Raw genomic sequence first — 18,270 nt, forward strand, 5'->3', positions numbered from 1 at the left:
TTTAGCTCTCCAGCGTTCGATGGTCAAAGACTCTCTTGCTCTTGCGATCCGTGCGCGGAAGCGTTCCGTATTCCAGGACTTCCACGCGTGTGCGCACGAGGATCTGCTCACGGACTTCCGATGCCACAAGGTCTGCCAGGCGCCGATCCGCGTCGGGGGAATTTTCGTCGGTCCGCTCGACCTTGAGATGCATTTCATCCCGGCCGTCTTCCCGGCGGTAGAGATGCACCTGGTATTCGCTTCCCAAACCGTGGATCTGCGACAGCACGTGATCGATCTGGCCCGGATAGATGTTGACCGCACGGAAAATGAACATATCGTCGGAACGGCCCATGAGATGATCATGGCGGGGAAGAGGGTTGCCGCAGGGGCAGGGCTCCGGGATGAGGCGCGTCAGGTCTCGAGTGCGGTAGCGGATGAGGGGCGCGGCCTCCTTGCGGAGACTGGTCACGACCATCTCTCCCATTTCGCCCGGGCGCACCGGCTCCAGAGTCTCAGGATCCAGGATTTCCAGGATGTAGTAATCCGCCCAGTAATGAACCCCCTGGTGGGCCATGCATTCAAGGCCAATGCCGGGCCCGTAGAGCTCCGTCAAACCGGGGATGTCGAAGAGGTGCTCCGCTCCCGTGATTTCCTGAATCCTCTGGCGCATCTTCTTGCTGTGGCGTTCCGCGCCGAAAATGAACTTCTTGAGGGCAATGCGGTCCCTCAACCCACGCTGCTCGATCTCTTCGGCGATGAGCAGGGCCATGGAGGCCGTGGCGCAAAACACGCTGCTCTGCATGTCCTCGAGCATCTGGCAGTGAATCTCGGTATTGGCAGGCCCGACGGGAACCGACAGAGCGCCGAAGCGCTCGGCACCCAGCTGAAATCCCACTCCGGCGGTCCACAGCCCGTACCCGACGGCAATCTGGACTCTGTCCTCGCGGCTCAGGCCGGCCATCTCGTAGCAGCGTGCGAACATGCTCGCCCAGTCGTTCAGATCCTTTTGAGTGTAGCAGAGCACCTTTCGTTTTCCCGTGGTGCCCGAGGATGCATGGATGCGAACGATTTTTTCGAAGGGAACGGACCGCAGGGGGAAAGGGTAACCTGATTGCAGATCATGGGCCGTGACAAAGGGCAGACGGCGCAGGTCATCCAGCGTACGGATGCTGTCGGGCGAAACCCCTGCCTCATCGAGGCTTTTTCGATAATGAGGTGAGTTGTGGTATGCGTGTGCCACGGTCCATTTCAGCCCCTCCAGCTGCAGGGCTTCCAATTCCTCGTGAGAGGTGAAGGCTGGCATGAAAGAAACACTCATTGAGCAGATCTCCTTTGCGTGAAGCACCTCGATTTTGTTCCCCGTTTCCATATCACAAATGAGTCTGAATTTTGACAAAAACTGCAAAAAAATCCTGCAGACAACCGATCCTCCCCTGGATGGGAAAAAAACAGGCGAAAAAGGAGGGGATCGCTGAGAATAGCTTTGACAAATGTTCCCGGGAAAGACTATGAATCTGAGGCGCTTCATGTGGATGAATCTTAGTTTTTGTTACAATTACACTCATTTGGTTGCACCGATATGCACACAGTCCCCAAAGTCTCCATCATCGTCCCCATTCGGAACGAGGCGGAAAACATTGCCTCGCTGGCAAGCGAAGTGACGTCGGCCATGAGCGGAACCGTCTGGTCCTGGGAATGCCTTTGGGTGGACGACGGCTCGGACGACGCGAGTCTTTCCATCCTGAAGGACCTCTGCCGAAACGATTCGCGTCACCGGTACCTGTCCTTCGAGAGGAACGCCGGCCAGTCCGCGGCGCTATGCGCCGGGTTTCAGATGGCCCGTGGGGAAATTCTGGCCACCATCGATGGGGATGGACAAAACGATCCATCCGATCTTCCCAGGGTGGTGGCAATGGTAGCCGATGGCGGAACGGATATGGCCAACGGGTACCGAGCCCGACGTCGGGATACCCTCATGCGCAAGCTGTCGTCCCGCATCGGCAATGGCTTCAGAAATTTCATGACGGGGAAGACTGTCAGGGATGTGGGATGTTCCACGCGCGCCTTCCGGAGGGAATATGTGCAGTCCCTGCCTCGATTCGCGGGAATGCACCGCTTCCTTCCGACCTTGGTGGCCATGCAGGGGGGGCGTTTGGCGGAAACTCCCGTCAATCATCGCCCCCGCCTGAGGGGGCAGAGCAAATACGGTCTTCACAACCGACTCTGGGTGGGCCTGGCGGACACGTTCGGCGTCCTGTGGCTGCGGAAGAGGGCCTTCCGTTATAGAATCGCTTCTTCCAGTGAAATGGAAGAGTGAACCGTCACGGCAGGCTCTTAGCCGTTAGCCATTAGTTATTAGCTCAATAGTATTGATAGATTACGCGAGAGCACTACAACAGCTGACAGCTAATTTCAAGCCTCACGGAGCTGTAGCCTTCTGTGCGGAATACACCTTCAAGGTTACCCATCGGCCTTTGGAATAGTGGAAGCCTTTCATCGTGCGGGCGACCTGCAACGCGAGACCCAATTCCTGTGCCTTTGCCAGAAAGGCGGGCTCCACTTTTTGGGTCAGGACGGCCAGGGTATCCGGCCGTGCCGACAGAGCCTCGGCCGCCTCTTCCGGAGAAAGCAGGCCGGTTTGGGTCCCTGCCAGAAAAACCAGGCTGGGCTCATGGTATCCCGCGGCAACGAGGGGAGGCAGCGCGGTGCCCGGGGGCTTGTCCAGTGCGGCAATCTCTCGCACGATGGTGTTGCTCAGCCAGAAAGTGCCGACCTGCGGCAAAATGGTCTGAAGAGCCGGCCCGAGGATGAGAACGGCTCCCAGAATCGCAGCTGCCAGGCCTGCTGCTACCTGCCGGCGTCGAAGATACCACACCATGCTTCCCAGGGTGACCGGAGCGACGAGGATGGGCCAAAGACTCCAGGGATCGAACCTGCCGTCCGGAAGCCACGGCATCAGCGCGGTGCCTGCGGCCAGGACGCCTCCCACGAAGAGCCCCAAGGCCATGGAAAGCCAGGCGGGCCAGAAGCGGGGCCATTGAAAATCCGCCTTCTGTGCGGCAAAGGCCGCCTGTGCCGTCAGCAGGGCCAACGCAGGGTAGGCGGGCAGAATATAGTGGGGGAGCTTGGTGGGGACCAGTTCAAAAAGTACCCACGCGGGGAGGATCCATGCCAGCAAAAAGCGGACTTCAGGCCGCTGCCGTTGCTTCCACGCCCATAGAAGGGTTGGACCGAGGAACAGCGAGCCGGGCCAGAATGTTAGAGGGAGCAGCAGCAGGTAATACCCCGGCATGAATCCATGGGATTCCTGACCCGAGACCAGTTTGGGGAGGAGATCCTTCCCGATGGCGTCGGTAAAAAACGCTCCACCTGTGGCCTTGGTGATGGCGATGCCCCAGGGAAGCACCATGAGCGCCACTCCCAGGAGACCAAGCAGGGGATGGAGCCCCTTCAACCGATCCAGTGCTCTGCGGTCCATGGCGATCAGGGCTGCGAGAGTCAGGAGGGTCACGGTGGGGACGATGGGGCCTTTGATGAGGATGCCGGCCCCCTGGGCAAACCAGAAGATGACAGCCGGCCCCAGGGTGCTTCGGGAGACATCTTCCGGCTGCCTCAGATACAGGGCGGCCAGAGCTCCCTGAGATGCCACAACGGCAGCGAGCAGTACTGCGTCCGTCGTGGCTTGGTGGGCTTCAAAAATCAGGAGGAGCGAGCCTGCCAGGAGCCCCGCGCCGAGGAAGGCGCCCTGGGGGTCCGTCATCCTTCTTCCCCACATGAATGTGAGCAGGACGGCCAGCGTGGCTCCCAGGAAGGAGGGAATACGGTACGGCCAGATGTGGCGGGACGCATTGCCTCCCAGTGTCTTCACGACCCCCGCCTGGAGCCAGTGAATGCCGATGGGCTTCTTGTGGCGCGGCTCCTCCTGGAAGCGGATGCGCACGTAATCCCCGCTTTCGACCATCTGCCGAGAGGCCTGAGCAAACCGTGCTTCGTCGCGATCGATGGGGGGTAGTGTCACCAGTCCTGGAAGGTACAGGGCGGCACAGAGAAGTGCCAGCCATGCATATGCTCCGGCTCCTTTGAAATAAAGCTGCACGGTTTCTCCTGTTTGAAAGCTTGAACCTGCCATGAAAGGGTTGCCATCGATTGTTCAATGCCTGCGTTTATAAAGAAAACTTCAGGCAGAACGACGGATAGGCAGCATAGGAGAGACCGTGCCAAATGGCAAGGATGTTTCAAAAGCAGCAACACCAACTTCTTTGAGAGGTCGTACCCTGGGCCATGAATAGTCTAACGAACAGCTGCAGTTGGAGATGGATATGGGTGACGCTGGGGGCCGTGCCGGTTTTTTGTGTCCTGTCATATTTTTATATAGACAAACCTCTCGCTGTTCATTTAAGATCAGCCAACTATAACGTTTTGCAGGTTTTCAGTCTGATCACCCGTCTGGGTGTATCAACGGGGTATCTGGTTGCGTCATTTCTGTTTTTTTTATGTTTCAGGTATCTGAATAAAAAAGAAGCTTACGCCCACCAGGCCTTGTTTGTCTTTTCTTCCATTGCGGTTTCCGGCCTCCTCGCTGATTTATTGAAGTTTCTGTTCGGACGATACCGGCCCAAAATGCTTTTCGAGCAGGGGCTATACGGTTTCACCCTCTTCCACGGGGGGTATGCCTTCAATTCGTTCCCATCAGGCCATGCGAATACGATTACGGCAGCGGCTGTTGCTTTGTATTTTATTTATCCGAGATTCAGGCATTTTTATGCCGTTGTGGCCATCCTGGTCATCGTGAGCAGACTCGTTCTCGGCTCTCATTATCTGGGGGATGTGGTTGCCGGCTCTTACCTGGGAATTCTGACGACCCTTTATCTCAAAAGTATTTTTGATCGCAAAGGAATATCTCTGCAGCAGCCGATGCTCCAGGGGGATGGGTCGTCTGGGTAGAATGAACGAGTTTTCCAAAGTCACCGCTTGCTCAGCGACCACCGCGAGGGCGTGCTTCCCATGAACCTTTTGCTGAAAGGGGGTGAATCTCTGCTGTCAGTCTCTGTTCTCTATTCAATCATGCTGTCGAATGCTTTCAGCGTCTTTCATTCATAAAATTCGAGAAACCATCTTAGCGAGTCCTTATTTCATAATTTTTAGAGATTACATACTGCATTGAATTATCAATGTTTTTGTCATCAATTGGTTTGACTGAACCGGGCACGCCCGGGGATTTCTGGACCAACTGTCCATTTTTTTCTCTTTCGCCAACCTTTTCCAAACCTATTGAAGCGAGTGGAATTATGAACCAGGACAGCCAAGATAAAAGCGCCATGGATTCCTTGATGGCTGCATGGATGAAATCGGCCACCGACTTCTGGACGTCTGCCCCCAAAATGTGGTCCTTTTCTTCCGATGCGTCAACCGCCGGATCAGGAGATTCGCAGGGTTTTGAGGCTCAGGGGAGTGGACGGTGGCAGAATGCCTTCAAGATCTGGCAATCTTTGTTTTCGACCTTGAGCAATCCCGAGGCGATGGAAGCCTTTTTCAAGGGTGCCGGCGCCACGCCCGAAATCTTCATGAAAATATCGCGGACTGGCATGCAGGGCTATGCAGCTTTCTACCAGCAGTGGCTGAAGAAAGCGGGAAAGCTTGCTCAGCCGGAGAAAGCCTATCATTTCGAGAACCTGGATGAAAACGTGTTCAATGCGTGGAAGGATCTCTATGAAAAAGAGATTCAGCCTTTTCTGAATGTGCCGCAACTGGGGCTGGCACGTTCCTACCAGGAAAGAGTGAATGAAACGCTGGATCGGTTCAACCTGTACCAGGTCCAGTTGGCCGGGCTTCTCCGGATGCTCTATCTGCCCCTGGAAAAATCCGCGCGCGTGATGGAGGAAAAACTCGAGGAGCATTCCAGGGACGGCAAACTTTCCGAAAACTTCAAAGAATACTATGAGACATGGGTCAAGGTATTGGAAGGCCATTACATGACTCTGTTCAAGTCATCGGAATACCTCGAGGCCTTCTCGAATACTCTCAGTGCCAACGAGAACTTTAAGTTGGCGCAGCACAGCATGCTGGCCGATATGCTGCAATCCCTGCCTATCCCCACCAACAAAGAGATGGACGATCTGTACAAGGAAATCTACCTGTTGAAAAAAACGGTCAAGGAGATGGCGAAGAAGTTGGCCCAACAGGAGACTTCAAGCCGATCATCACGAGATGCCGCTGTTTAGATAAAGGGAGAACTTTACCATGAGCCCTACCAAAATTCCCGTCGATCTGATTCTGAACAAACTGACGGAGGATGTGGGAAAATCCCAGGAACGCATCCTCAAGTCCCAGGATGTTCTGTTGAGTCCTCTCGACACCAGTATCGCCACGACCCCGTACGAAGTGGTCTACCAAGAGGACCGTGTCAAGCTCAAATATTATCGCCCTGCCAGGAAGGGCCCCATCAAGACCCCTTTGCTCCTGGTCTACGCCCTGATCAATCGGGAGACCATGCTTGATCTCCAACCGGGAAGGAGTGTGGTCCAGAACTTCCTCAACGACGGGGTTGAGCTCTACATGATCGACTGGGGTTATCCCAGCCGCAAAGATCGCTATGTCACCATCGATGACCATGTGAACGGCTATATGGATAATGTCATTGACTTTATCCTGCGCCGTCATAAACTGCCCAAGCTCAATCTCATGGGCATCTGCATGGGGGGCGCCTTTTCCGTCATGTATTCAGCCCTTCACCCGGAAAAGGTGAAAAACCTGATCACTACGGTGACTCCGAGCAACTTCGATACGGACAAAGGGCTGCTTCACGTCTGGATGAAGGAGGTCGATGCCGACCTGATGGTGGACACCTATGGAAACATGCCCGGTGACTTTTTGAATCTTGGGTTTTTGCTGCTCAACCCCGCTCGCCTCATGATTGACAAGTATGTGGGGTTTTTTGAAAACATGGACGATAAAGTGTTTGTAGAAAATTTCATCCGCATGGAAAAGTGGATTTTTGACAGTCCCGATGTGCCGGGTGAAACCTTTCGGCAGTTCATCAAGGACTGCTATCAGAAGAACCTGCTGATCCAGAGCAAGCTTGAACTGGGAGGCCGACGCGTCGATCTCAAGAACATCACCATGCCCCTCCTGAATATCTACGGTCGTTTTGACCACCTGGTACCGCCCGAAGCCTGCGAGCTTCTCACCAGCAGGGTGGGAACAAAAGACACGGAAGACCTCTGTCTCAACACAGGTCATATCGGGATCTACGTGAGCTCCAAGTGCCAGAGGGAATTCACACCCAAGATTTTTGGATGGTTGAAAGAGCGTGACGAAAGCGAGCCGGTTCATGCGGAAAAGGCGACGGTGAGCCGCCTTCCACGGGCGCAAAAAGTCGCGGCGAAGGGCAGAAAAACTCCGATGGCATCTTCTTGAAGATAAGGTAACCGGACCTTGGGGAGTAAAAAATCATGAACCACGAGAACGACTATTTCAAAGCCATATGTAAAGTGAGCCGTGCTTTTGGGACGACCCTGGAGCGAGATGAATTGCTGAATCTGATCGTGGAAAGCGCCGTCGAAACCATGAAAGTCAAAGCAGCCCTTCTCCTCCTTTTCGATGAAGAGGAAAAGGTCTTTGTCCCCAATGCTCAAAAAGGGCTTTCGGAGAGGTACTTAAAAGAGGGACTCACGGATCCTGCGAAACTCATCCGCATTCTTGAAGATGAAGGCTATCTTTATTCCCAGGATGCCACCCTCGATGGGAGGCTCGATGGGCGCGAGGTGAAAAAGGCTGAAGGCATCGCTTCCATCCTGGCGGTCCCGATGATCGTCAAAGGGAAGTTCCTGGGAGGAATCCTCGTTTTTACCGAAAGTCCCAGGGTTTTTGAACCAGACGAGATAGAGTTCCTCAAGGCATTGGGCGAGCAGGCGGGAATGGCCATCGAGCACGCCCGCCTGTTCAACCGGATCCGTCAAAACACGAGCCTCATTTTGGATTTGGCGGTCAACATCCAGTCCAGCCTGGATTTGAAAAAGATCCTGCATATCCTGACGGCCGATGTCGCTGAGTATTTCAAGGTGAAAGCCTCTTCCATCCTGCTTTTGGATGAAAACAGGAAAACGTTGGAGTTCGTAGCAAGCTATGGGCTGAGCGAATCTTATTTGAACAGAGGAACACTGACTGTGGATAAGGGGGTGCGGGAGACTCTGGCCGGTCATCCCGTGGCGGTCCTGGACGTCAGTACCGACGAGAGGGTTCACCATAAGAAGGAGAAGGAAAAAGAAGGGATCGTCTCCCTTCTCTCCATTCCCGTGAAGGCGGAAGATAAGGTGCTGGGAGTCCTGCGGCTTTACAGCGGGACGCGCAGGGAGTTCAAGGAGGAAGAGATCCTGATGGGCACGGTTTTGGCTCAGTTGGGTGGGCTGGCCATTCAGAATGCCTCGCTTTATCTCATGCTTGAAAGTGATGTGAAGGACCTCAGAGAGAATACGTGGAGCTATCGGTCCTGGTTTTAGGCGAAGGACTCCGGCAGGTCCAAAAGTCGTCTAAAAATTCCCCCCTCCAAGAGGGGAATCGAAGCAAGTTTGAATCCCGAGCAGATGAATTTTTGGACAGTCTCCAAAAGACGGGATTCCAGATTTCTGCGCGGAATGATGTCAGAGCAAGTATTGGAATAACATGGATATACCTTTGAAGGGCAAGGGAAGGAGATTCTATGAAGGGCAAGACCATCAGTGAAATCAAAGTGGGAGATGTGGCCGAAGCTACGAAAACGGTCTCTGAAACGGACGTGTATCTGTTTGCGGGGGTGACCGGAGATTTCAATCCCGCTCATATGAACGAAACCTACGCTCAAAAGACCTTTTTCAAAACCAGGATCGCTCACGGGATGTTGGGAGCCGGTTTTATTTCTGCAGTCGTCGGCATGCAGCTTCCGGGGCCTGGAACCATTTATATTACACAGGAGCTCAAATTCCTGGCACCGACTCGCATTGGTGATACCGTCACAGCGCGTGTGGAAGTGCTGGAGGTCATAGCCGATAAAAAACGCGTGAGGATGAAAACCGAGTGCATCAACCAGGAGGGCAAGGTGATTTTGGCGGGCGAGGCCGTCGTGAGTCCCCCGCGCGAATAGAAATACTCTCACCGTGAAAATCCCCCTCAATCCCCCTTTGATAAAGGGGGAAGAGTTGCGTTCCCCCCCCTTATGCAAAGGGGGCAGGAGGGATTTTATTAACGGGGGTCCGTCGTCTTCATGACCGTTAAGGATGGAAACCTGCGTTTTGTAGGGTGCGTTCTACGCACGAGTATCAGCCGGCGCGTAAAACGCACCCTACCCGTATACTGCATTCACGCCGAAAGCATGGCGGATCGAAGATGGTCACTGAGCATTGCACACGGGAAGGTGCCGATGCAGCGCCTTTCAGTTGACGAGATCAGTCCAGCTTGCTTTCCGGGGATGGCTGTTCTTTTTGAAAAAGCCGATTGAAGCCATCCATGAGGTTTTGAAACTGGTCGCTTTGCTTTCTGATGAGCTCGTCGAAATGTTGAGTTACCGCTGCCGTATTGGCTCCATGGGATTCCGAGAGGAGCATTTTTAGATGCCGGATCGTTTCTTCCTGTGAAGCGACCTTCTCTTTGAGATCTTCATATTTTCTCACCAGGGCAATATGCTCCTCGAGGGGAACGACTCCCAAAAGATTCAAATAATCCTTCATGTTCTTCATGAAGTCTTCCTGGGCTTTCTTCCATGCGTTGACGGCATCCGCGCTCCCAGTCGAGGTCTCTTCCAGTCCGTAAATTTTTCTGAACAGGGAGTTCAATTCTTCAAATCCAGTGAACCCTTTATGAACCCATTCCGTCAATTCTTCCAACTGCTTCTGGCTCCTGGAGGCATTCAGCATAAAATTGCCCCAAAATTCGAGGAAATGTCTGTCCATGAGATATTGATCCTTCCTTTCTCGCATCAGGATTTCTCCTGACCCTCGTACCCTTCCGCCTGAAGGTCCAACTGATAACGTACCGGCCCACGGCATTCCTTGGCTCCGAATCGGGACGATTTGTGGGACCAGCAGGAATCAAGCGCGCATGCCGAGCTGGGCATGGACCAGGAGGTGGCTATGGACCCGTGTCCCTTGGGAAAGACCGTGACTTCGGCTTCCACGAAATCGAGAGGGGCGAGGGATGCCTTATCGTCCACCAGATCGTCGCTTTCCGCGATGCAGAGGAGCCACCGGATCCCCATCTCTTTCAATCGCTTGAAATTGAGAGTGCGTCCAAAAACCTTCACCGGAAGATTCCCGTCCGCATCCACGGGAATCGTGTATGAATCGAAGCTGGCCTTCGTGATACCCAGAGGCAGATCCTTCCGATCGTAAAGAAGCCAGTGGTTGATGGCTGCAGCCGTCTTGTTGATTTTGACCGGTTTGCCGTCCGGCCTGTCAAACATCATGAGGTCCCGGTAGAAAGTAAAGATGGGCGCTTCGTTTTCGATGCTTTTGAGCTTGTACACCCAGCTCATCACCTTGCCGTCCACGACCAGGTTGCCGTTGGGAAGCAATTTGGCGGCGTACCCCAAGTCCCGGAAACGGGGGGGCAGGTGCTGCAGGTACTCTACCAGGGCGATGCTGCGCGTGCCATCCATGGGAGCCACGCAAGTGATGACGGCATCCACCAGTCCGTCCAGCTCTCCCGAAAGAAGGTCCAGCATGCCCATGAATCCCCCCTGACAGAAGCCGTTCAGGGTGACCTTTCGTCCATGCCTGGTCATGAGCTGCTCGCAGAAATATCGCGTGTCGAGGGCATCGTCTTCGGGCGTCAGGAGCTGTACGGCAGGCGTGGTGTCGATGTCCTTCATGATGCGGATATATGTTGGGATCCCCTGGTTTGCAAAGCAGTGGACATAGCTTTTGCCCTCGCCCGGAAGAAAAGCAAGAATGTTGGCACCAAGGACGTAGGGCGGAAGAATGATGATGGGCTTGCCGTCTTCCCTGACCTGAACGGCACTGTCCTGTGGAAGCACCTGGTATAATTCGAACCGGTCGGTTTCGGCCGCTTTGACATAGCCTCCACGGTCGAAGTGGAAGCCATATTCCGGTTCAATGTCCAAAATGGCTTTGGGGTAGGCATGGACAGTCAGATCCAGAAGCTGCAGCTGCCGTACCGTGTAGGCCGCCAGGCTCTTCCCGTTGCCTGAAAAAATCGTGTGGAGCATGGCCTCCAGAGCTTCACTCATCTTCCGGAGGTAGTGGTCGGTAACGGCTGTGGCGGAACTGGCAAGGCCTTTGTTGGCGATCTGCATGTTGAACTGCAAGAGCTCCAAGTAATCCTTCGCGGTTTCCTCGATGGGGAGGCTCATCGCTTTTTTTTGCTCAAGCCTCAAAAAAGAATCCAGGGCAGTCCAGAAGGGCACCATGAACTCATTGGTATACTTCAGAACACCATACCAGTAGGTTTGTGCTCCCTTTGACACGTTGAAGGACGCTTCCATGACTTGGTCGTTCCAGTTGGGCATTTGTTCCAATGCGCGGTTGAAAAAAGCGATACCATCGCGAATGGCGTCAGAATTATTTTGCATCGATTGCCCCTCTAAGCAAATTGCTGCCCTAAAAGCGGATTCCCGCAGGAGAATGTTCCCATTATTACTGTAAATCAGAAACCACGGCGTGGTGGGTCACAATGAATACAAAAAACGCTGCAAAGGCACAGTGTCCCGCGTCGTGCTGCCACTGTGCCTTTGCATGCCTGCATTGCGGTCGATCATGAGAATGGATCGAATGCAAATCAGTCATTCCTGGCTTCGGATAAAAAAGTCTCGACCTTGTTGAATGCAGCGTCAGTGTAGTGCTTGAAAGACTCGCGCCCGGTCTTATACACTTTAGTCCATTCGTCCATCAAGCTCTTTCCGTCTTTGGGAAGGAGGCTATTCTGACTGCACACGGAATCAAACATTTTTTCCGCTTGGTCCTGCATGAGCGTGATCGCGTTGTATGTGTTCTCAAAGACGGTCTTATTAAACTGTAGCATGCTCTTGAATATCTCGTTTTGATTCATGGGGTTCATGAGATTCCTTTTCGTATCGCACAAAGGGTTGGCAGCATTGATCCGGTACCCTGGCCTCATCGCCGTGCTCGAAATGAAAGCACCGACGCACTGTGTGTCGTCAGGCTGTTCACGGCGGTCCTCAGAGTTATTCCGTCTTGGAAAAATAATCTTCGAGCTTCTTGTAGCTTTCATCCACCGTCTTCTTGAAATCTTCCCGACCCTTCTTGTACGATGCCATCCATTCGTTCAGGAGCTTCTTCCCCTCGTCAGGCAGCCAGGTCGCTTTTTCGAGAAAGCTTCCGACCGTTCTTTCCATCTGCTCTTGAACCAGAACCATGGCGCTGAAGGTGTTATCGAAGGTCGCCTTGTTGAAATCGATCATCTGTTTTGCCATTTTGATTGGTTCCATACCTGATAATCTCCTCGTTTTTTCAAATTGTTTGCAGCTGTCTGAAATCCTTCATTCCTAATCTTTTCGAATTGCATTATATGTAATGGGCACAGTTCGGGTTGTCAATGAAAATTGTTGCAATGCAATAAATTTCTGTTTCCAGGATTATAGCTGTGGGCTCAAGTGATTTTTACTTAATTGATCAATGATTGCTTATCATTACAATTAAAATAGCCGCTTTTGTTTTTATGACTGGATTTTTTTAAAAGAGATTTTATTGCGCCGTGTCATGATTTTTGGAACCAAAGACAGGAAAATGCGATGGGCGAGAAGGTACTCCTGAAAAAATACCCCAACAGGCGTCTGTACAATACGCAAACGAGCAGCTATGTCACCCTCGGCCAGATCTCCGACCTCATCAAGGAGGGACGGCAGGTCCAGGTCGTGGATGCCAAGACGGATGAAGACGTCACCGCCTTCATCCTCACCCAGATCATCGTGGAAGAGGCAAGAAACAAGAATGCACTTCTCCCGTCCCCCCTTCTTCATCTGGTCATTTGCTACGGAGGGAATATCCTCAGCGAATTCTTCGAAAAATACCTGGAGCTCACCATCAAGAACTATCTGTCCTACAAGTCGAGCGTGGACGAGCAGTTCAAATTGTGGCTCGGTAAGGGGCTGGATTTTTCTAACTTCCCCCCCGGCGGCATTCCGCCCTTCATGTCCATGGATTCTTTGCTGGAGCTCTTTGCCCGTCGGCAAAAAAAACAGACGGAAAAAGAATGACGAGAGTTCTCGTCCATGGCGGAGAGGCAACGCCGTGTGCCGGACTCGCGGGGGCTTCTCCGGCCGATGCTGCTGACTCAACCAACTTTCGTCATTCCGGCGAAAGCCGGAATCCAGGAAAATAAAGACTTTCTGGACCCCGGTTTTCACCGGGGTGACGTAAGTCAACACCATTGGCTGCTCCGGCCCGGCAGTTCAGTGGGGGGCCAAGATCAACCGGTGCCGCCCTGCAGAGGCTGGGTGCTTCAGCCGATATCTTCTAAACATTCACAACCCGTCATTCCGGCATGCTTCAAGCTGGAATGACGGGTTCGGTCATAGCCAGAAATCTTAAATTTATTTTGCCCTTTGTACTCCAAAGCCTCAGAGCACATTTCCAAGAAGGATGCGCTCCGTGCTTTCTCGAATATTCTGTGGCATCTCCTCAATTTTTTGAAAACAATCCGGGCACAGATAGATCATGTCAGCAGATTTGTAGATGACACCGTCGGGATGCTTTTCTCCACACAGGTCGCACTGGATCGCTTTATCTATCATTTTTTCATACATGTCCGTCACCTTCTCTTGCTTTCAGTTGACCACCCAGAGCGCTGCCTTACTGGCCAGCTGAACAACTTTGTTGGTCACCCGCCCCATGTAAAAGTCTCCGACTTTCGAATGCCCCTTTCGTCCCACCACGATGGTCCCGTATTTTCCACTTGAGGCCTGAGCAATGATGGAGCCACTGCGCGTGGCCACTCCCGTGACTACTTTGGCTGTGATTTGATCGTGCTTCATTCCTGCATTTTCAAGGATTTTAAAGGCATTCTCAAAGATGTTACGTGTGATGGCTTCTTCGGCGGCCTTTGCTTTTGAAGTGTCTTGACCGAGAGCCTCGAGAAACTTTTCGTCCTGTTTGAGGATGCGGATGACCCGGAAAAGCGTGACCTCCACATTTGCGTTGCCCACCATGTTGCCGATATGCTCGACACCCCTCATGGAGCTCTCGGATGCATCCACGGCAACCAATATTTTGTTGCTCGGCTCTGTGGCTCCGACAAGCCACAAGGGAACGAACGTCAGGCTCTGGAGCAGCTTGCTGGCGATACTTCCAATGACGAGCCTGGTGATGGGATTGGTGCCCTGGCGCCCTGCTACCACCGCATCATAGCCACTTTGAGCCTCACGGATGATGTCCCTGGCGATCCCCACTTCTTTCTCCTGGATCTTGATTTTCACCGCCTCAGAAGGGAATCCCCGCTCCGTCATGAGCCGACGCGCGTTTTCCATGTATTTTTCGATGGTATTTCTTTGCTCCGTGCGCCAGCGGGCGGCAATGTCCTGTCCATACCGGGAGGCAGGGTTTACCGCACTGTCCAGAAAATAATCGGGCTCCTGACCCAGCACGCAGAAAAAGACCAACTCCGTGCTGTGAGGCGGCAGCACCTGCCCCAGGTAACGCACGGTGTTCAAAGCGTGCTCGGACCCATCCAATGCTACGAGAATTCTTTTGTCCTTCGAATTCATTGTCTTAACGCTCCCTATGCTGAAGTATTGGTGCTTCAGTTTCTCAAGGATGTACAATGCCAAGGCCTGCGCATTGCCGTTGCTTCCAGTACGGGACGAGAAGGCTGTCCGTTGGATGGCTTCCCGTGAAGAGGGTTCACTTCCGGGAGATCGAAAGCCCATGGCGTGGGCTTCAGGCCCATCGCTATCACTGAGACAAAGGATTCGGTGACTTCAACACATCGAGCGTACTTTTGGTGCTCTTGCCTCCCGGGGAGAGGAGCTCACCCCGATTGCGGCCTTACTCGATGCGCCTGGAGATGCTCTGAATGCAGGTATTGAGAATTTGCTCTTTGAGTATATTCGGTTAGCACCTGACAAAAATGCTGTCAAGAACATTTACACGCCCATTGCATCCTCCGATACCGCGTGGGGATCAAATTGCAGAACCTGCCACTGGGAAAATGGATTCTTCTCGTGATCAGGGGGCATGCGCCCTGCCAACAGGTGGGAAAAAACTCTCATGGTAAGGCGCTACGACTTGGACCATTCCCCCGATTCATGGGTGAAAAGGTAGGCGACGCCTGCTGCGGCAACGCCGAGGAAAGTCAGGAAAAACGAAGCCTGATAACCATCCAGCCCCGCCTGTCGCCCTGACGCGAGATGATCCAAAATCCATCCCATGAAATGGATGTAAACCCCCACACCGAGCATGGTGAAGAAGTTGATGCCCGTGAGAGCCATACCGGACATTTCCAACGGCATGATCCCCTTGATATGGGCATACATGACATTGCCGAATCCGGCAAAGAGCCCGAAGCAAAAAAAGACACCTGTCAGCATCAGCTTATGGGAACCGCCGCAGTAGAGTGTCAGGGCCAGTTCTGAAAGGGCCATTCCACCCAGCCCCATCAGTACGATCTGTTTGCGCGAGGAGAGTACCCTGTCGGATAACCAGCCGCCCATGCTGCATCCGATGACGTATCCGATATTGGACAGCATGATGATGTTTCCGGCTGCCACCGGTGTAAAATGGAGCATTTCGATCATGTATGGGCCGGCCCAGAGAGCTTGGACAGCCATGAAGGTGCCGTATCGAAAAAACGTTCCGCATGAAATGAGCCAGTAGTCGGGCTTTTTGAGTATGAATCGGATATTGGCGGTCAGCTTCGCAGCCTTCGGCATGCCGTTATCGGTCTTGGCTGCCGCGCCGGGGCCGTCTTGAATGGCCAGGTAGAAAACGGCCGCAAGCAGGGTGGTCAGTCCGCTGAAAGTGATGAATGACCACCTCCAGCCCATGATTTCCACAAGCAGTGCAAGGGGTGTCGTTGCGGCAAGGGCGCCCAGAGTCCCTGCCCCAACCAAGAGGCCTGATAATGTGGCGAACTCCCCCGGTGAGAACCATTGCGTGAAAAGCTTCAGAGGTCCCATGAGATTTGCGGCCATTCCCACGCCCATGAGGACCCGGCCGGCCAGCCCACCGTACAAGCCTGAAGAGAGCGCGAAAAAAAGGGACCCGACAGACGAGAGCAGGGTCAGGAACGTGATGATGATTCGGGCTCCCAGGCGATCCAGGAAGAGCGCGAGTGGTATTTGCGCGCAGGCGAAGGCATAGAAGAATGCGGCGCTCAAAAGCCCCAGGCTTTCAGGGGTGAGAGACAAATCACGCTGGAGCTCCGGGGCGATGATCGCATTGGAGGCCCGATAAAACTGTGACAGAAAAAAGACCGCCGCACACAGCGAGAAAAGCACTCGGCGCTGGAGGGCCAAACCATCGCACGAAGCAACTTCGTCTGCAGTCATCTTCCTTGCCATCAAAGCCTTCAACAACCTTCATCCTCATCAATGCCGTGAGGGCCGCACACGGCGTTTGCGTCCCAAAAACATTTCAACTTCCCCATGTCTGCAGCCTTGCAGATTCGCCGATGCCGACTATTTCGCTGAGGGCTTTCCTTTCGCCGGCTTCCTCTGGTTGAGCCAGTCCTCCAGCTGCCGCACGGTTTTGGAAAGGTGATAGCGGCCATCGGCGAACACCCCGTAGTCGCCTCCACCCCCCATGGCGGATGCAAACCGGATGGTGTTGGCGTAGAAGAGCCACGAGTCGCTCCAGACCCGCTCGATGTACTCATCGAAGGGGCTTCCCCCCTTCTGGTGGTTTGTGGCCAGCCCCAGCTGCCAGATATCCGTCATGATCCGGGTCCCCGCCAGGATTGCCGTGTTGCTTTCGCCGATAGTGTTCACAAACCTTTCCCAGTGGCCGTCCACCCAGGACTGGTGGTGGCAGGACAGGCAACTCGCCTGCATGGTCTTCTTCACGGCGGCGCGCTCCTTCTCATCGTAGAGGAACTTGTCCGCGCTGCCCCCGGCGAAGTCCGTGGGAAGCGGCAGGCCGTCCTTGTTGCGAATGACGGAGGTATCGGGCTCCCTGGGATGCGAATGGGCGTAGATCAGTCCGAAGATGCGATAGGGGAGGCGGTCTTTCACCTCGTGGCTGCGCTTGACGACGACTTTTCCCTCGGTGTCCGTCAGCAGGCTCATGTGGCAGGCGGCGCACGTGGGGGCGGTGAAATCCTTTCCCACTGTCCAGGGGACGTTGGTGAAATTCCATCCGCTGTTCTTGCTGGAAAAGATGTTCCCGTGCTTGCTCGCTTCATAGACCTTACTGGCGGGCACATCGGGTCCTACGTGGCATTCCCTGCAGGTGTACGGCTTGCGGGCCATTTCGATGGAGAATTCGTGGCGGGTGTGGCAGGCAGCGCATGACCCCCGGCTGCCGTCCAGGTTGATGCGACCGACCCCCTGGTTGGGCCACCCCGAAATGACGGGAAAGGTCATCTCTCCCATGTCGGTCTCACGCGTCACGGAGCCTGTCACCTCGAGCTTCGTTCCATGGCAGTAGAGACAGGATTCAGCCTCGGTGTGAGCGTTGGCGGGCTTGGTGGCGACCTTCCCCTTGTCGAACAGGGGTGTGTCATTGATGGCGCCCATGAGTGTCTTGTAGAGGCTGTTGTTCACCAGGATGCCGTGGGCGTGGGCCATGAGGTTTTTGTCGAACTGCCCGGCTTCTTCGACGTGGCAGGTGGCGCAGTCTTTGGGGCTCACCACGACGTGGATCGATGTCCCATTGTGGTCGAAGGTGTCCTTATGGGATGATCCATTGAGGGAATGGCACTCGGCACACCCCAGAGAAACGTTTTTCAGGTCTTCGGGAATATTCTGCCCCGTGATCTTGCGGGCAAGGCCTTCGACGGCAAGGGCCTCGGCGGGGGTGGTCGCCGCATGACGGGTCTTTTTCCATCCTTCCACAATGCCCGGGTGAATGGTGGCATGGCACCCCAGGCATTCTTCGGTGGCAGGGCTGATTTTCGATTCAGCCCGGGCGCCGGTAAACCCGAGCCCCACGCAGGCAATCGCCAGAGTGATGACAAATATCCGTCTCATGAACGCTCTCCCCCTCTTGAATTCAGATCATTCACCGGAAGGTCTTCGACCAAACAGGCAATATAGGCGGGAACATAATAGACGCAAAGATACAGAGATTCAACGGCGGCGCCATCTTTCACTGCGGTGTGGGGACGCTTTAACCCTGTTTCTCATGC

The 18,270-nt window shown here is 54.0% G+C and carries 17 protein-coding genes; 7 read left to right on the top strand and 10 right to left on the bottom strand.

Features of this window, described 5'->3' with window-relative positions:
• Window position 1: 1 nt before the first annotated feature.
• The gene (locus MWC30_RS13245; RefSeq protein ID WP_244084670.1) at window positions 2-1,300 is read right to left on the bottom strand and encodes a phenylacetate--CoA ligase family protein; all 1,299 of its coding nucleotides are present in this window, start codon (window positions 1,298-1,300) and stop codon (window positions 2-4) included.
• Window positions 1,301-1,561: 261 nt separating this feature from the next.
• Between MWC30_RS13245 and MWC30_RS13250 the strand changes: the two genes are divergently transcribed.
• Window positions 1,562-2,299 carry a glycosyltransferase family 2 protein gene (locus MWC30_RS13250; RefSeq protein WP_244084671.1) on the top strand — a complete coding sequence of 246 codons (738 nt, stop codon included), beginning with the start codon at window positions 1,562-1,564 and terminating at the stop codon, window positions 2,297-2,299.
• Window positions 2,300-2,401: 102 nt separating this feature from the next.
• On the opposite strand, the gene MWC30_RS13255 is transcribed toward MWC30_RS13250, so the two are convergent.
• Window positions 2,402-4,078, bottom strand: coding sequence for a glycosyltransferase family 39 protein (locus MWC30_RS13255; protein ID WP_244084672.1), 1,677 nt, complete (start codon window positions 4,076-4,078; stop codon window positions 2,402-2,404).
• 227 nt (window positions 4,079-4,305) lie between these two features.
• Here MWC30_RS13255 and MWC30_RS13260 point away from each other — a divergent pair, with 227 nt between their 5' ends.
• From MWC30_RS13260 to MWC30_RS13280, 5 genes are all read left to right on the top strand, one after another.
• Complete coding sequence (locus MWC30_RS13260) at window positions 4,306-4,926, top strand: phosphatase PAP2 family protein (RefSeq protein WP_244084673.1); 621 nt, start codon at window positions 4,306-4,308, stop codon at window positions 4,924-4,926.
• A gap of 374 nt (window positions 4,927-5,300) precedes the next feature.
• Window positions 5,301-6,203 carry a poly(R)-hydroxyalkanoic acid synthase subunit PhaE gene (locus tag MWC30_RS13265; protein WP_368860850.1) on the top strand — a complete coding sequence of 301 codons (903 nt, stop codon included), beginning with the start codon at window positions 5,301-5,303 and terminating at the stop codon, window positions 6,201-6,203.
• Window positions 6,204-6,222: 19 nt separating this feature from the next.
• The gene (gene phaC, locus MWC30_RS13270) at window positions 6,223-7,398 is read left to right on the top strand and encodes a class III poly(R)-hydroxyalkanoic acid synthase subunit PhaC (protein ID WP_244084675.1); all 1,176 of its coding nucleotides are present in this window, start codon (window positions 6,223-6,225) and stop codon (window positions 7,396-7,398) included.
• A 35-nt stretch (window positions 7,399-7,433) separates the two neighbouring features.
• Entirely contained in the window at window positions 7,434-8,480 is a 1,047-nt protein-coding gene (locus MWC30_RS13275) for a GAF domain-containing protein (protein ID WP_244084676.1), read from the top strand.
• A 200-nt stretch (window positions 8,481-8,680) separates the two neighbouring features.
• Entirely contained in the window at window positions 8,681-9,100 is a 420-nt protein-coding gene (locus MWC30_RS13280; protein ID WP_244084677.1) for a MaoC family dehydratase, read from the top strand.
• A 301-nt stretch (window positions 9,101-9,401) separates the two neighbouring features.
• On the opposite strand, the gene MWC30_RS13285 is transcribed toward MWC30_RS13280, so the two are convergent.
• The 4 genes from MWC30_RS13285 to MWC30_RS13300 form a co-directional block, all read right to left on the bottom strand.
• Window positions 9,402-9,905, bottom strand: coding sequence for a hypothetical protein (locus tag MWC30_RS13285; protein WP_244084678.1), 504 nt, complete (start codon window positions 9,903-9,905; stop codon window positions 9,402-9,404).
• Between the two features lie 26 nt (window positions 9,906-9,931).
• A complete protein-coding gene (locus MWC30_RS13290) occupies window positions 9,932-11,542 on the bottom strand; it encodes a hypothetical protein (protein WP_244084679.1) in 1,611 nt (536 codons plus the stop codon).
• Between the two features lie 206 nt (window positions 11,543-11,748).
• Window positions 11,749-12,027 (bottom strand): hypothetical protein, encoded by a 279-nt coding sequence (locus MWC30_RS13295; RefSeq protein ID WP_244084680.1) that lies wholly within the window; start codon window positions 12,025-12,027, stop codon window positions 11,749-11,751.
• A gap of 127 nt (window positions 12,028-12,154) precedes the next feature.
• The gene (locus MWC30_RS13300; RefSeq protein ID WP_244084681.1) at window positions 12,155-12,418 is read right to left on the bottom strand and encodes a hypothetical protein; all 264 of its coding nucleotides are present in this window, start codon (window positions 12,416-12,418) and stop codon (window positions 12,155-12,157) included.
• Window positions 12,419-12,721: 303 nt separating this feature from the next.
• On the opposite strand from MWC30_RS13300, the gene MWC30_RS13305 reads away from it, so the two are divergent.
• The gene (locus tag MWC30_RS13305) at window positions 12,722-13,186 is read left to right on the top strand and encodes a polyhydroxyalkanoate synthesis regulator DNA-binding domain-containing protein (RefSeq protein WP_244084682.1); all 465 of its coding nucleotides are present in this window, start codon (window positions 12,722-12,724) and stop codon (window positions 13,184-13,186) included.
• 363 nt (window positions 13,187-13,549) lie between these two features.
• On the opposite strand, the gene MWC30_RS13310 is transcribed toward MWC30_RS13305, so the two are convergent.
• The 4 genes from MWC30_RS13310 to MWC30_RS13325 all read right to left on the bottom strand — a co-directional run bounded on the left by MWC30_RS13310 (window position 13,550) and on the right by MWC30_RS13325 (window position 18,112).
• On the bottom strand, window positions 13,550-13,735 hold the full coding sequence (locus MWC30_RS13310) for a DUF4428 domain-containing protein (RefSeq protein ID WP_244084683.1): 186 nt from the start codon (window positions 13,733-13,735) through the stop codon (window positions 13,550-13,552).
• Window positions 13,736-13,756: 21 nt separating this feature from the next.
• Window positions 13,757-14,692: a universal stress protein gene (locus tag MWC30_RS13315; RefSeq protein WP_244084684.1), complete on the bottom strand. Its 936-nt coding sequence runs from the start codon at window positions 14,690-14,692 to the stop codon at window positions 13,757-13,759.
• Window positions 14,693-15,205: 513 nt separating this feature from the next.
• Complete coding sequence (locus MWC30_RS13320; protein ID WP_244084685.1) at window positions 15,206-16,474, bottom strand: MFS transporter; 1,269 nt, start codon at window positions 16,472-16,474, stop codon at window positions 15,206-15,208.
• A gap of 129 nt (window positions 16,475-16,603) precedes the next feature.
• Window positions 16,604-18,112: a multiheme c-type cytochrome gene (locus MWC30_RS13325; RefSeq protein ID WP_244084686.1), complete on the bottom strand. Its 1,509-nt coding sequence runs from the start codon at window positions 18,110-18,112 to the stop codon at window positions 16,604-16,606.
• Between the last annotated feature and the right edge of the window lie 158 nt (window positions 18,113-18,270).

Origin of the sequence: Desulforhabdus sp. TSK (genome assembly GCF_022836495.1) — a bacterium.
In the GTDB taxonomy this organism is placed as follows: Bacteria; Desulfobacterota; Syntrophobacteria; order Syntrophobacterales; family Syntrophobacteraceae; genus Desulforhabdus.

Coding starts and splice junctions, on each gene's coding strand:
- MWC30_RS13245 (WP_244084670.1), bottom strand. CDS start 1,300: ATGAGTGTTTCTTTCATGCCAGCCTTCACCTCTCACGAGGAATTGGAA.
- MWC30_RS13250 (WP_244084671.1), top strand. CDS start 1,562: ATGCACACAGTCCCCAAAGTCTCCATCATCGTCCCCATTCGGAACGAG.
- MWC30_RS13265 (WP_368860850.1), top strand. CDS start 5,301: ATGGATTCCTTGATGGCTGCATGGATGAAATCGGCCACCGACTTCTGG.
- phaC (WP_244084675.1), top strand. CDS start 6,223: ATGAGCCCTACCAAAATTCCCGTCGATCTGATTCTGAACAAACTGACG.
- MWC30_RS13275 (WP_244084676.1), top strand. CDS start 7,434: ATGAACCACGAGAACGACTATTTCAAAGCCATATGTAAAGTGAGCCGT.
- MWC30_RS13280 (WP_244084677.1), top strand. CDS start 8,681: ATGAAGGGCAAGACCATCAGTGAAATCAAAGTGGGAGATGTGGCCGAA.
- MWC30_RS13285 (WP_244084678.1), bottom strand. CDS start 9,905: ATGGACAGACATTTCCTCGAATTTTGGGGCAATTTTATGCTGAATGCC.
- MWC30_RS13290 (WP_244084679.1), bottom strand. CDS start 11,542: ATGCAAAATAATTCTGACGCCATTCGCGATGGTATCGCTTTTTTCAAC.
- MWC30_RS13295 (WP_244084680.1), bottom strand. CDS start 12,027: ATGAACCCCATGAATCAAAACGAGATATTCAAGAGCATGCTACAGTTT.
- MWC30_RS13300 (WP_244084681.1), bottom strand. CDS start 12,418: ATGGAACCAATCAAAATGGCAAAACAGATGATCGATTTCAACAAGGCG.
- MWC30_RS13305 (WP_244084682.1), top strand. CDS start 12,722: ATGGGCGAGAAGGTACTCCTGAAAAAATACCCCAACAGGCGTCTGTAC.
- MWC30_RS13310 (WP_244084683.1), bottom strand. CDS start 13,735: ATGTATGAAAAAATGATAGATAAAGCGATCCAGTGCGACCTGTGTGGA.
- MWC30_RS13315 (WP_244084684.1), bottom strand. CDS start 14,692: ATGAATTCGAAGGACAAAAGAATTCTCGTAGCATTGGATGGGTCCGAG.
- MWC30_RS13320 (WP_244084685.1), bottom strand. CDS start 16,474: ATGACTGCAGACGAAGTTGCTTCGTGCGATGGTTTGGCCCTCCAGCGC.
- MWC30_RS13325 (WP_244084686.1), bottom strand. CDS start 18,112: ATGAGACGGATATTTGTCATCACTCTGGCGATTGCCTGCGTGGGGCTC.